The following is a 12796-nucleotide window of genomic DNA, read 5'->3' as shown; positions in this document are numbered from 1 at the left end:
AACGCCTGGCCAGCACGGGCACGACAGGAGGGACGACATGAATTTCTCGCGCAGAAGACTGCTTCAGGGATCGGCCGCATTCGCCGGGGCTCTGGCGCTGCCGCGCCTCGCCGCGGCGCAGGACGTGCTGAAGATCGGCCAGGTCAACGCCTCTCCGGCGGCCGAGATCGGCTGGTCGAAGCAGCACGCCCTGGGGATCGAGGCGATCAAGGCCGCGCTGGGCGACAAGGTGCAGGTGACGGTGGTCGACAACACCTTCCTGCCGCAGGACGCCGAGCGGGTGTTCCGCGACCTGGCCTCGCAGGGCCACCGGCTGATCTTCGGCACCAGCTTCTCCTTGGGCCAGCCGATGCAGAAGGTTGCCCCGCAATTCCCGGACGTGGCCTGGGAACACTGCTCGGGCATCGTGCATCTGGACAACCTCGGCACCTTCGAGGCCAAGTATTACGAGGGCATGTATATCGCCGGCATCGCCGCGGGCCACATGACCAAGACCGGCAAGCTGGGCTTCGTCGGCGGCTTCCCGATCCCCGACATCGTCGGCCCCGGCAACGCCTTCCTGCTGGGCGCGCGGACGGTGAACCCCGACATCACCTGCTCGGTCGTCTTCCTGAACTCCTGGTTCGACCCCGGCAAGGAGAAGGAGGCGGCGCAGGCGCTGATGGCGCAGGGGGCCGACGTGATCCTGGGCATGACCGACACCGGCGTCTGCGTGCAGGCGGCGCAGGAGGCCGGGGTCTATGCGGTCGGCTATGCCAGCGACCTGACCTCCTTCGGACCGGACAGTCAGCTGACCTCGGTCGTGCTGGACTGGAGCTCGGAATATGTCGGCGCGGCGCAGAAGGTGCTGGACGGCAGCTGGACCAGCGAATCCCGCTGGGACGGGCTGGCCGAGGGCGTGGTCACGCTGGCCCCGTTCAACGCCGCGATCCCCGAGGACGTGCGCGCCAAGCTGGATGCTGCGGTGGAGGGCGTGAAATCCGGCGAAATCCAGCCCTATGCCGGCGAGATCAAGGACAACCAGGGCAATGTCGTCGTCGCCGCGGGCGAGGTCCTGCCCGGCGATGCGGTGCGCGGCATCAACTGGCTGGCCGAAGGCATGATCGGCACGCTGGGCTGATGGCGACGGCCATTGACGAGGGGATGACCCCGCGGCTGGAGCTGCGGGACATCTCCAAGGCCTATCCGGGCGTGGTCGCCAACGATGCGATCACGCTTTCCGTGGCGCCGGGCGAGATCCACGCCATCCTGGGCGAGAACGGCGCGGGCAAGTCCACGCTGATGAAGATCATCTACGGCGCGACCAGCCCCGACCGCGGCGAAATCCGCTATGACGGCCGGGTGCTGGGCCACCACAGCCCGGCGCAGGCGCGGGCGCTGGGGATCGAGATGGTCTACCAGCATTTCTCGCTGTTCGAGACCGCCACCGTGGCCGAGAACATCGCGCTGTGCCTGCCCGGGCGGATGGACCTGCCGGCGCTGTCGGCCCGCATCGCCGAGACCGCCGCGCGCTACGGCCTGTCGGTGGAGCCGGGCCGCCTTGTCGCCGACCTGTCGATGGGCGAACGCCAGCAGGTCGAGATCCTGCGCTGCCTGATGCGCGACCCGCGGCTGCTGATCCTGGACGAGCCGACCTCGGTGCTGGCGCCGCAGGCGGTGGAGCAGCTGTTCACCGTGCTGCGCCGCATCGCGGCGGGGGGATGCAGCATCATCTACATCAGCCACAAGCTGGACGAGGTGCGGGCGCTGTGCCAGCGCGCCACCGTGCTGCGGGGCGGCCGGGTGACCGGCAGCACCGACCCGCGCACCGCTTCGGCCCACGATCTTGCGGTGATGATGATCGGCAGCGACCTGCCGGTGACCGACCATCCCCCGGCCAGCCTGACGCCGGCGCCGCTCTTGTCGGTGCAGGGCCTGTCCGGCCGGCCCTTCGGCGCGCAGGGCCGGGCGCTGGACGGCATCGCGCTGGACCTTTTCGGCGGCGAGATCGTCGGCATCGCCGGCGTCTCGGGCAACGGCCAGTCCGAACTGGCGGCCTGCCTGTCGGGCGAGGCCGCCGCGCCCGCGGGCCGGATGGCGCTGCTGGGGCAGGACATGACCGGCCTGCGCGCCGACCAGCGCCGCCGCCGGGGCCTGGCCTATGTGCCCGAGGAACGGCTGGGCCGTGGCGCGGTGCCCGGCCATACCCTGACCCAGAACACCCTGCTGACCGGCTATACCGCCGGCCTGGTCCGCCATGGCCTTGCCCGCTACGCTCAGGCCCGCGCCCGCGCCGCCGCGATCATCTCGCGCTTCTCGGTCAAGGCCGAGGGACCGCAGGCGCTGGCTTCCAGCCTGTCGGGCGGCAACCTGCAGAAGTTCATCCTGGGGCGCGAGCTGGCGCTGGACCCCAAGGTGCTGATCGTGGCGCAGCCGACCTGGGGCGTCGACGTCGGTGCCGCCGCCTTCATCCGCCAGCGCATCATCGACCAGAGCCGCCGCGGCGCCGCGGTGCTGGTCTTCTCCGAGGAGCTGGAGGAACTGATCGAGATCTGCGACCGCATCCATGTCCTGTCCGAGGGACGGCTGTCGCCCTCGATCCCGCGGGGCGAGGCAACGAAAAGCCGGCTGGGCAGCTACATGACCGGCGTCGGGAGGATGCACTGAATGGCGCTGCGCATCGAACCCCGCCGCGAGGTAACCTGGGCCGCCCGCCTGCTGGCCCCGATTGCCGCGGTGCTGCTGACGCTGGTCTTCGGCGGCGCGCTGTTCTGGACGCTCGGCTTCGATCCCCTCGCCACGCTTTACGCCTTCTTCATCGGGCCGGTGACCGGGCTTTACGGCCTGACCGAGCTGCTGGTGAAGGCGGTGCCGCTGATCATCATCGCCGCCGGCCTGTCGGTCGGCTTCCGCGCCAACATCTGGAACATCGGGGCGGAGGGGCAGCTGACCATGGGCGCCATCGCCGCCGCCGGGGTGGGACTGTTCGCGCCGCAGGGGCTGCATGGCCTGCTGCTGCCGCTGATGTTCCTGGCGGCGCTGCTGGCCGGCATGGCCTGGGCCGGGATCGCCGCCTTCCTGCGCGCGCGCTTCGGCACCAACGAGATTCTGGTCACGCTGATGCTGACCTATATCGCCGGGCTGCTGCTCTCGTGGCTGGTGCGCGGGCCATGGCGCGACCCGATGGGCTTCAACTTCCCGCAGACGGCGCTGATGCCGCCCGCGGGGACGCTGTCGCCCCTCGACCCGCGCTTCCGCGTCACCGCCTCGGTCTGGTTCGCGCTCTTGGTGCTCGGCCTGCTCTGGCTGTTCGTCTCGCGCTCCTTCGCCGGCTACCGGCTGGCGGTCGGCGGCGCCGCGCCGCGGGCCGCGCGCTATGTCGGCTTTTCCGAGAAAGGGGCGATCTGGACCGGCCTGCTGGTCGGCGGGGCCGCCGCCGGGGTGGCCGGCTTCTACGAGGTCGCCGGCCCCCTGGGCCAGCTGTCCGCCGTCATCTCGCCCGGCTACGGCTTCACCGCCATCATCGTCGCCTTCGTCGGCAGGCTGCATCCGGCGGGCATCCTTCTGGGCGGATTGTTCCTCGCCCTGACCTATGTCGGCGGCGAGGCGGTGCAGGTCTCCTTCGGCATCCCGGCGCATATCACCCGGGTGTTCCAGGGCCTGCTGCTGTTCTTCCTTCTGGCCAGCGAGTTCTTCACCTCCTGGCGGATCACCCGGAGCGGCGCGTGATGGATCTGGCAACCGCGATCTTCGTCGGCACCATCGCCGCCGCCACCCCGATGCTGCTGGCGGCACTGGGAGAGCTGGTGGTCGAGAAATCCGGCGTCCTGAACCTCGGCCTCGAAGGCATGATGCTGATCGGCGCGGCGGTGGCCTTCTGGCTGGCGATCTCGGGCTGGGGGCTGCCGCTGGCCTTCGTCGGCGGGGCGCTGGCGGGGATGCTGGCCTCGGGCCTGTTCGCCCTGCTGGCGCTGGTCTTCCTGGCCAACCAATATGCCACCGGGCTGGCGCTGGCGATCTTCGGCACCGGCCTTTCCGCCATGATCGGCATGGGCTTCGGCAGCCAGCCGGTCGCCACGCTGAAGCCGCTGGCGATCCCGCTGCTCGGCGACATTCCCCTGCTCGGCCCGCTGCTGTTCCGCTTCGATATCGTGGTCTACCTGACCCTTGCCATGGTGCCCGCGGTCTGGTGGTGGCTGACCCGCAGCAAGTCCGGCCTGATCCTGCGCACCATCGGCGAATCGCCGGAAAACGCCCATGCCATCGGCTATCCGGTGCGGCGCATCCGCCTGGCCGCCATCCTGTTCGGCGGCGCCATGGCCGGGCTGGGTGGGGCCTATCTCTCCGTCGCCTATGTCGGCATCTGGGTCGAGAACATGACCGCCGGGCGCGGCTGGATCGCGCTGTCGCTGGTGGTCTTCGCCGCCTGGCGGCCCTGGCGGGCGCTGGCCGGGGCGGTGCTGTTCGGCGGCTTCACCATCCTGCAGCTGCACGGCCAGATCCTCGGCCTGCCGCTGCCGTCCGAGGCGCTGTCGGCGCTGCCCTATCTGGCGACCATCGTCGCGCTGGTGCTGATCTCGCAGAAGCGCCGCCGCGGCATGGAGGTGCCGGCCTCGCTGGCCCGCCCGTTCCGTCCGGGGGCCTGAACGGCAGGGCGGCAGAAACTATTTGATCGGTCAGTCAAGTTGTGCCAGCCTCCGACTCGGGCAGGGGGAGGCCGGCATGGACGACATGAGAAACGAGGACCGCGCCGCCCTTGCCGCGCGCGACCACCTGTTCAGCCCTTCGGAAGAGATGGAGAAGCTGGGCCAGGCCGCCCGCCCGGTGCTGACCCATGGCGAGGGCATCCATGTCTACACCGACACCGGCCATAGGCTGATCGACGGGCCGGCCGGGATGTGGTGCACCCAGATCGGCTATGGCTCGCCCGACATCGCCAAGGCGATTTCGGATCAGGCGCTGCGGCTTTCCTACAACTCCCCCTGGTATACCACCAACAGTCCCGCGGCCGAACTGGCCGGGCGCATCGCCGAAATGACGCCGGGCGACCTGAACCGGGTGTTCTTCACCACCGGCGGCTCGACCGCCGTCGACACCGCGCTGCGCTTCACCGAATATTACAACAACGTGCTGGGGCGGCCGGCGAAGAAGAAGATCATCGCCCGCTATGACGGCTATCACGGCTCCACCGCGCTGACCGCCGCCTGCACCGGCCGCACCGGCAACTGGCCGAATTTCGACATCGCCGGGGACCGCGTCTCCTTCCTCTCCAGCCCCAATCCGCGGCTGGCGCAGGGCCGCAGCGCGGCGGCGTTCCTGGACTTCCTGGTCGGCGAGTTCGAGGAGCGGATCGCGCAACTCGGCTCGGGGACCGTCGCCGCCTTCCTGGCCGAGCCGGTGCTGGCCTCGGGCGGGGTGATCATCCCGCCGAAGGGCTATCATGCCCGCATCAAGGCGATCTGCGAGCAGCACGACATCCTCTACATCTCGGACGAGGTGGTCACCGCCTTCGGCCGCTGCGGCGAATGGTTCGCCTCGGAAAGCGTGTTCGGCGTGGTGCCGGACATGATCACCTTCGCCAAGGGCGTGACCTCGGGCTATGTCCCCCTGGGCGGCGTGGCGATTTCCGAATCCGTGCTGGCCCGCGTCAGCGGCGGCAACGCGCGCGGCGGCTGGTTCAACAATGGCTATACCTACACCGGCCATCCGGTCGCCTGCGCCGCCGCGCTGGCCAATATCGCGGTGATCGAACGCGACGGCATCCTGCCCCACACCCGCGCGATGATCCCGCGGTTCGACGCCGGGCTGGCGGCGCTGCGCGACCTGCCGCTGGTCGCCGACGTGCGCGCCGTCGGGCTGATCGGCGCGGTCGAGATCATGACCGGCCCGCCCCATGCCGAGGCGACCGATCTGGACAAGAAGATCGCGCTCAGGGTGGACGAGATCGCCTGGGACCTGGGGCTGATCGTCCGCCCCATCGCCAATCTCTGCGTGATCTCGCCGCCGCTGATCGCCACCGCGGCCGAGATCGACCGCATCTGCGCCATCCTGCGCGAGGCGATCCTGCGCACCGGGAAGGAGGTGGCCGATGGCCATATCGGCTGAGGCGGAGAAACCCGCGCGCCCGCGCCGCGAGGACCAGACCGCCGAGCGCCGCCGCGCGCTCCTGGAGGCGACGGTCTCGGTGATCGGCAAGCTGGGGCTGACCGGGCTGACCATGAAGACGGTGGCCGATGCGGCCGGTTGCAGCTACGGCGTCACCGCCTTTCATTTCCAGTCGAAGGACGGCCTTTTGCTGGCGGCGCTGGACCACATGCTGGAGGAATACGAGGCGCTGCGCCAGCCGCTGTGCGAGGGCGGCGAGACGGCCGGAGAGACGGCGGCAAGGCGGCTGCGCGCGATGATCGAAAGCGATTTCGACGGCAGGGTCTCCAGCGCCCGGCAAATGGCGGCCTGGCTGGCCTTCTGGGCGGAAGCCGCGCGCAACCCGGCCTATCGCCAGCGCTGCGCCGAGGTGAAGGCGCGCTATCGCCGATCGACCGCCGAGGACCTGGCGGCGCTGGCCGCGGCGCGGGGGGCAACCATCGACGCCGACCAGGTCTCGGCCACGCTGAACGCCATCATCGACGGCTACTGGATCGCCAATCTGGTGAACGGCCAGACCGGGCCGGAGGGCCGGGCGGCGGGGATCAGGGCCTGTCTGGCCTATCTCGACGGGCTGTTTCCCGGCGATTTTCCGGCGCCTGCGCTCTGACGGCGGCCTTGGGGGGAGATACGGATGACGGCAGGGCTTCGCACAGGGCAGAGCAAGAGGGCGCACCGGCTGGACCCGCTGCTGCGGCCGGCTTCCATCGCCTTCGTCGGCGCCTCGCCCACGCCCGACACCCCGGGCCGGACCATGCTCTGTTCCGCGGCGATGGACGGCTACCGCGGCCGCATCCATGCGGTGAACCCGCGCTATGAAAGGATCGGCGACCACCCCTGCTTTCCCGACCTGTCCGCCCTGCCCGAGCCGGTGGAGCATGTCGTGCTCGGCCTCGGCAATGCCCAGCTGGAATCCGGGCTGATCCGCGCGGCGGAGCATGGCGCCAAGGCCGTCACCATCTTCGCCAGCTGCGACCTGACCGGCCAGCCGGGCGATCCGCTGGCCGGGCGGCTGGCCGCCATCGCGCGCGAGGCCGGGATCGCCATCTGCGGCGGCAACGGCATGGGGTTCTGCAACCCCTCCATCGGGCTGCGGGTGTCGGGCTTCGCCTCGGCCCTGCCGATGCGGCCGGGCAGCGTGGCCTTCATCACCCAGTCCGGCTCGGCCTTCTCGGCGCTGGCCTACAACGACGCGCGGCTGAAATATTCCCTGGCGGTGTCCTCGGGCCGCGAGCTGACGACCGAGGCCGCCGATTACATGGACTGGGCGCTGGACCAGCCGCAGACCCGCGCCGTGGGCCTGTTCCTGGAAACCGCCCGCAGCCCCGAGCGGCTGGTGGCGGCGCTGGAAAAGGCCGACCGGCTGGGGGTGCCGGTGGTGGCGCTGAAGGTCGGCAAAAGCCGGATCGCCGCGGAATTCGCCGTCAGCCATTCCGGCGCCATCGCCGGCGACAGCGCCGCATGGGAGGCGCTGTTCGCCCGCCATGGCGTGATGGTGGCGGAGACGCTGGACCAGCTGTCGGCCAGCCTGCTGCTGGCGTCGGAATGCGCGCCGCTGCCGCCGGGGGCGCTGGCCTCGATCCACGATTCCGGTGGCGAGCGCGAGATGGTCGCCGACCTGGCCGAAAAGCTGGGGGTGCCCTTCGCCGAGGTCGGCAAGGCGACGCTGGAGCGGCTGGAGAAGCACCTCGACCCCGGCCTGCCGCCGGCCAATCCGCTGGATGTCTGGGGCACCGGCCGCGATTTCGAGACGCAGGTCGAAGGTTGCATGGCTGCGCTGCTGGACGATCCAACGGTCGCCATCGGCGTGCTGTTCCAGGACATCCGCGACGGCTCCTACATCGCCGAGGGCTTCACCCGCGCGGTGACCCGGGCGCGCAAGGCCGGGGTGAAGCCGGTGGCGGTGGTCAGCAACTACGCTAGCGTCAGCCACCGCGCGCTGGCGCTGGCGGTGACCGAGGCCGGGGTGCCGGTGATCGACGGCACCACCGAGGGGCTGGTGGCCGTGCGCCAGCTGATGCAGGCCCGCGACCGCCGGGCCGAGCTGCGCACGTTCCCCGCCCCGGTGGCAGAGGCGGTGCGGCGGCGCTGGCGCGACAGGCTGGCCGATCCCGCGCCGCTGGCGGCGGCGGAGGCGGCGGAGCTGCTGATCGACTACGGCATCCCGGCTGCGCGGACCCTTGCGGCGGACAGCGCCGAGGCGGCGGTGCAAGCGGCGCAGACGCTCGGCTGGCCGGTGGTGCTGAAAAGTGCTGTGCCGGGGCTGGCGCACAAGTCCGATGCCGGCGGGGTGCTGCTGGACCTGCGCGACGAGGCCGCCCTGAGCGAGGGTTACGCCCGGCTGGCGCGGCTGGGGCCGCAGGTCACCGTCTCGCCGATGGTGCGCGGCCGGATCGAGCTGGCCTTCGGCATGGTTCAGGACCCACAGTTCGGCCCGATGCTGCTGCTGGCGGCGGGCGGCGTCTTCATCGAGGCGCTGGCCGACCGCGCCGTCGCCTTGCCGCCGGTGTCGCAGGAAGAGGCGGCGCGGCTGCTGCGGACCTTGCGTCTCCACGCGCTGACCGGCGCGCTGCGCGGCCTGCCCGCGGTGGACACCGCCGCCGCCACCCGGGCCTTCGCCGGCTTCTCGGCGCTGGTCCGCGACCTCGGCGACCTGATCGCCGAATGCGACATCAACCCGCTTCTGGTCTCGGAGACCGGCGTCATGGCGGTGGATGCCCTGATCGTCACCCGGGCGGAAGCCCTGCACAGCAACGGAGCCGACTGATGGATTTCGCCTTCACCCCCCGCCAGCAGGAGCTTGCCGCCCGCGCCCGCGCCTTCGCGGACGAGGTGCTGCTGCCGCTGGAGCAGATCACCGACGAGCACGGCGAAGTGCCGGTGGAGCTGCGCGAGGGCATCCGCCAGAAGGTGCGCGACTGGGGCTTCGCCGGCATCAACCACTCGAAGGAGAACGGCGGCCTCGGCCTTTCGATGCTGGAGCAGACCGCCATCGAGGAACAGCTGGGCCGGGTGACCAACGGGCTCTGGTCCTGCGTCTGGCGCCCGCCGGTCAGCCTGAAGTTCGGCACCGAGGCGCAGCGCGAGCGCTGGCTGCGCCCCTCCTGCGCCGGGCATCGCCGGGGGGCTTTCGCCATCACCGAAGAGGGTGCGGGATCGGACCCGCGGCAGGTGCAGACCCGGGCGGTGAAGAAGGGCGACCAGTGGCTGCTGACCGGGGTGAAGTGGTTCGTCACCTCCTACAACGCCTCGGACTTCGTGATCGTCCATGCCCATGTCGACGGCGACCCCGACAAGCCGACGCTGTTCATCGTCGACAAGCCCTCCTTCACCGAGGCGCCGCCCACGGTGACCCACCTGCGGTCGCCGAAGTTCATGCACAACTTCGCCTTCGACCATGCCGAGCTGGAGTTCCGCGACACTCCGGTCCCGGAAGACGCCCTGCTGGGCAGCATCGGCCGCGGCTTCGAGCTGACCAAGGACTGGTTCGTCGAGGCCCGGCTGCAGATCGCCTCGCACGCCGTCGGCGCGGCCTGCCGGGCGGCCGAGGTGGCCAACGACTACGCTGCCGGACGCCAGCAGTTCGGCCGGCCGATCCGCGATTTCCAGGCCATCGAGTTCATGCTGGCCGACATGGCGGTGGAGATATTCGCGGCGAAATCCATGCTCTACCGCGTGGCCTGGGAGATCGACCAGGGCTTGGACCGCAAGCTGGTCCATGCCCATGCCTCGGCGCTGAAGCTGCATTGCTCGGAAATGGCCGGGCGGGTGATCGACAAGGCGCTGCAGATCCTGGGTGGCCGCGGCTACATGCGCGAGAACCCGGTGGAGCGGCTTTACCGCGACATCCGCGTCGACCGGATCTGGGAGGGCACCTCGGAGATCCAGCGCGTCGTCATCGCCGGGCAGATCAGGAAGCGCGGCTTCGGCACCTTCGCCGACATCGGCGGCGCGCCGTGAACGGGCGGCGGATCGAGGTTCTGGCGCTGCTGGCCCCGGCGCTGATCCTGACGCTGGTGGTCTTCGTGCTGCCGCTGGTCCGGTTCCTGTCGCTGGCCTTCACCGCGCCCGAGGGCACCTTCGCCACCTTCGTCGCGCTGGCCGAAAGCCCGGTCTACCGGCGGGTGATGCTGAACTCCTTCGTCGTCGCTGCGGTGGTGACGGCGATCACCGCGGCTCTGGCCTGGCCGCTGGCCTATCTGCTGGCGCGGGTGCGGGGGCTGTGGTTCACGCTGATGATCTACGGCGTGCTGTTCCCGCTGTGGATCTCGATCCTGGTCCGCACCTATTCCTGGATGCTGCTGCTGGAGCGGCACGGGCCGGTGAACCGGGCGATCCAGGCCATGGGGATTTCGGACACGCCGCTGCCCTTGCTGTTCAACCACACCGGGGTGCTGGTCGGCATGGTCCATGTGCTGCTGCCCTACATGGTTCTGCCGCTCTACGGTGCGATGCGGGCCATCGACCCGCGGCTGATGCAGGCCAGCGACGGGCTGGGGGCGGGCCTCTGGCAAAGCTTCCGCCGCATCTGGCTGCCGCTGACCCTGCCGGGACTGGCCGGGGGCGCGACCTTCGTCTTCCTGCTGTCGCTGGGCTTCTACATCACCCCCGCGCTGCTGGGCGGCAGGACCTCGATCATGCTGCCGACGCTGATCGTCGCCTTTATCACCGAGCATTTCAACTGGCCGATGGCGGCCGCGGCCTCGATCGCGCTTCTGGCGGCGGTGGCGGTGCTGATGCTGGCGGCCACCCGCTTCCTGAAGCTGGACCGGGGGATGTTCGCGCGATGAACCGGCTGCCGCTTCCCTGGCGCATCGCCGCCAACATGGCCACCGCGGCGGTGCTGGCCTTTCTGGTCGCGCCGATCCTTGCGGTGATCCCGGCCTCGTTCAACAAGGCCAGCTTCATCTACCTGCCGCCGAAGGAATGGTCCGCGCTCTGGTATGGCCGGTTCTTCGACGATGCCGAATGGCTGCGGGCGCTGATGAACAGCCTGAAGCTGGCCACCCTGGCGACGCTGGTCGCGGTGCCCCTGGGCACGCTGGCCGCCATCGGCCTGTCGCGGGCGGGGCGGGGGCTGGCGCTGGCCTCCAGCGCGCTGTTCCTGGCGCCGATGGTGGTGCCCATCGTGGTGGTCTCGGTCGCCATCTACCGCTCGGCGCTGGATGTCAGCATGAACGGCACGCTGCTGGCGCTGACCCTGTCCCATGCCGTGCTGGCGCTGCCCTTCGTGGTGATCAACGTCGGCATCTCGCTGCGCGCGGTGAACCCGGCCTGGCCGCTGGCCGCCGCCGGTCTGGGGGCCGGGCCGTGGCGGATCTTCCGCACCATCACCCTGCCGGTGATCCTGCCCGGCATCGCGGGGGGTGCGGTGTTCTCCTTCATGACCTCGTTCGACGAGGCGGTGCTGACGATCTTCCTGGCCGACCATTCGACCAAGACCCTGCCGGTGAAGCTGTGGGAGACGGTGCGGCTTGAATTCACGCCGGTGCTGGCGGTGGCGGCGGTGGTGATGATCGGGCTGTCGGTCGCGCTGTTCGTGCTGGCGCAGGCGCTGGCCCGACGGAACGGAGAGAAAGCATGATCGAGACCACCGGCCTTGCCCTTGGCCTGCGCGGATTGACCAAGCGCTACGGAGCGGTGACGGCGCTGGAGCCGACCGACCTGGACATCGGCGCGGGCGAGTTCCTGACGCTGCTCGGTCCCTCGGGGTCGGGGAAGACCACGCTCCTGAACCTGATCGCGGGCTATACCGACCCTTCCGGCGGCACCATCCGCATCGGCGACCGCGATGTCACCCGCACCCCGGCGCGGCACCGCAACATCGGCATGGTGTTCCAGTCCTATGCGTTGTTCCCGCACATGACCGTGGCGCAGAACCTGGCCTACGGGCTGGAGGCGCGCCGGGTGCCGAAGCCCGAGATCGCCCGGCGGGTGGAGGCGGCGCTGGCGCTGGTGCAGCTGGAGGGCTACGGCACCCGCGGCGTGCAGCAGATGTCCGGCGGCCAGCAGCAGCGGGTCGCGGTGGCCCGCGCGCTGGTGATCGAGCCGGACGTGCTGCTGATGGACGAACCCCTCGGCGCGCTGGACCGGCAGCTGCGCCGGCAGGTGCAGGTCGAATTGCGGCGGCTGCACCTGAAGCACGGCCGCACCACGATCTACGTGACGCACGACCAGGAAGAGGCGCTGGTGCTGTCCGACCGCATCGCGGTGATGGGCAAGGGCCGCATCCAGCAGCTGGGGACCGCGGCGGAGCTTTATGCCCGCCCCGCCAACAGCTTCATCGCCGGTTTCATCGGCGAGTCGAACCTGCCCGAGGCGAAGGTGACCGAGGTGACCGGCGGCATGGCTTCGGCCGAGGTCCCCGCGCTCGGCCTGACCGTCCGGGCGCCGGTGATGCCCGGCGTCGCCCCCGGCGCGCCGGCGCGGCTGATGCTGCGGCCCGAGCATCTGCGCATCCTTCCCGATGCTGGCGAGGGGATCGAGGCCCGTATCGCCGAGGTGATCTACCTGGGAGAGCTGACACAGTTCGGGCTGGAAACCGCCGGCGGCGCCTTCCTGGTGGCGCGCGGGATGGAGGGGCGGGGGCTCCGGCAGGGCGACATCGTCCGGCTGGGCTGGTCGCCCGAGGAGGTGCTGCTGGTGCCCGACACCGGGCCCTGAGCCGAAGGAA

Annotated in this window: 11 protein-coding genes; all 11 read left to right on the top strand. The window is 70.4% G+C overall.

Going from position 1 to position 12796, the window contains the following annotated elements; translation table 11 throughout:
- The first annotated feature begins 37 nt into the window (after positions 1-37).
- The 11 genes from G5B31_RS03045 (at position 38) to G5B31_RS02995 (ending at position 12786) form a co-directional block, all read left to right on the top strand.
- Positions 38-1120 (top strand): BMP family ABC transporter substrate-binding protein, encoded by a 1083-nt coding sequence (locus G5B31_RS03045; protein WP_165013625.1) that lies wholly within the window; start codon positions 38-40, stop codon positions 1118-1120.
- Positions 1120-2646: an ABC transporter ATP-binding protein gene (locus G5B31_RS03040; protein ID WP_240904241.1), complete on the top strand. Its 1527-nt coding sequence runs from the start codon at positions 1120-1122 to the stop codon at positions 2644-2646. The genes G5B31_RS03045 and G5B31_RS03040 overlap by 1 nt, the downstream gene beginning before the upstream one ends.
- Positions 2647-3708 carry an ABC transporter permease gene (locus tag G5B31_RS03035; protein WP_165013624.1) on the top strand — a complete coding sequence of 354 codons (1062 nt, stop codon included), beginning with the start codon at positions 2647-2649 and terminating at the stop codon, positions 3706-3708.
- Positions 3708-4625 (top strand): ABC transporter permease, encoded by a 918-nt coding sequence (locus G5B31_RS03030; RefSeq protein ID WP_205911774.1) that lies wholly within the window; start codon positions 3708-3710, stop codon positions 4623-4625. Before G5B31_RS03035 ends, G5B31_RS03030 begins: the two co-directional genes overlap by 1 nt.
- A 76-nt stretch (positions 4626-4701) precedes the next feature.
- Complete coding sequence (locus G5B31_RS03025) at positions 4702-6084, top strand: aminotransferase (protein WP_165013620.1); 1383 nt, start codon at positions 4702-4704, stop codon at positions 6082-6084.
- On the top strand, positions 6068-6733 hold the full coding sequence (locus G5B31_RS03020; RefSeq protein WP_165013617.1) for a TetR family transcriptional regulator C-terminal domain-containing protein: 666 nt from the start codon (positions 6068-6070) through the stop codon (positions 6731-6733). The genes G5B31_RS03025 and G5B31_RS03020 overlap by 17 nt, the downstream gene beginning before the upstream one ends.
- A gap of 24 nt (positions 6734-6757) precedes the next feature.
- Positions 6758-8890: an acetate--CoA ligase family protein gene (locus G5B31_RS03015; protein ID WP_165013615.1), complete on the top strand. Its 2133-nt coding sequence runs from the start codon at positions 6758-6760 to the stop codon at positions 8888-8890.
- Positions 8890-10083 carry an acyl-CoA dehydrogenase family protein gene (locus tag G5B31_RS03010; protein WP_165013613.1) on the top strand — a complete coding sequence of 398 codons (1194 nt, stop codon included), beginning with the start codon at positions 8890-8892 and terminating at the stop codon, positions 10081-10083. Before G5B31_RS03015 ends, G5B31_RS03010 begins: the two co-directional genes overlap by 1 nt.
- A complete protein-coding gene (locus G5B31_RS03005) occupies positions 10080-10913 on the top strand; it encodes an ABC transporter permease (protein WP_205911773.1) in 834 nt (277 codons plus the stop codon). The genes G5B31_RS03010 and G5B31_RS03005 overlap by 4 nt, the downstream gene beginning before the upstream one ends.
- On the top strand, positions 10910-11707 hold the full coding sequence (locus tag G5B31_RS03000) for an ABC transporter permease (RefSeq protein WP_205911772.1): 798 nt from the start codon (positions 10910-10912) through the stop codon (positions 11705-11707). Before G5B31_RS03005 ends, G5B31_RS03000 begins: the two co-directional genes overlap by 4 nt.
- Positions 11704-12786, top strand: coding sequence for an ABC transporter ATP-binding protein (locus G5B31_RS02995; RefSeq protein WP_165013612.1), 1083 nt, complete (start codon positions 11704-11706; stop codon positions 12784-12786). Before G5B31_RS03000 ends, G5B31_RS02995 begins: the two co-directional genes overlap by 4 nt.
- The last annotated feature ends 10 nt before the right edge of the window (positions 12787-12796 follow it).

It is taken from the genome of Rhodobacter sp. SGA-6-6 (assembly GCF_011043545.1).
GTDB lineage: Bacteria > Pseudomonadota > Alphaproteobacteria > Rhodobacterales > Rhodobacteraceae > Pseudogemmobacter.
The sequence above is the reverse complement of the archived record's forward strand: the minus strand, read 5'-3'. Positions and strand labels throughout refer to the sequence as shown.

Coding starts and splice junctions, on each gene's coding strand:
- G5B31_RS02995 (WP_165013612.1), top strand. CDS start 11,704: ATGATCGAGACCACCGGCCTTGCCCTTGGCCTGCGCGGATTGACCAAG.
- G5B31_RS03040 (WP_240904241.1), top strand. CDS start 1,120: ATGGCGACGGCCATTGACGAGGGGATGACCCCGCGGCTGGAGCTGCGG.
- G5B31_RS03015 (WP_165013615.1), top strand. CDS start 6,758: ATGACGGCAGGGCTTCGCACAGGGCAGAGCAAGAGGGCGCACCGGCTG.
- G5B31_RS03000 (WP_205911772.1), top strand. CDS start 10,910: ATGAACCGGCTGCCGCTTCCCTGGCGCATCGCCGCCAACATGGCCACC.
- G5B31_RS03035 (WP_165013624.1), top strand. CDS start 2,647: ATGGCGCTGCGCATCGAACCCCGCCGCGAGGTAACCTGGGCCGCCCGC.
- G5B31_RS03025 (WP_165013620.1), top strand. CDS start 4,702: ATGGACGACATGAGAAACGAGGACCGCGCCGCCCTTGCCGCGCGCGAC.
- G5B31_RS03020 (WP_165013617.1), top strand. CDS start 6,068: ATGGCCATATCGGCTGAGGCGGAGAAACCCGCGCGCCCGCGCCGCGAG.
- G5B31_RS03010 (WP_165013613.1), top strand. CDS start 8,890: ATGGATTTCGCCTTCACCCCCCGCCAGCAGGAGCTTGCCGCCCGCGCC.
- G5B31_RS03045 (WP_165013625.1), top strand. CDS start 38: ATGAATTTCTCGCGCAGAAGACTGCTTCAGGGATCGGCCGCATTCGCC.
- G5B31_RS03030 (WP_205911774.1), top strand. CDS start 3,708: ATGGATCTGGCAACCGCGATCTTCGTCGGCACCATCGCCGCCGCCACC.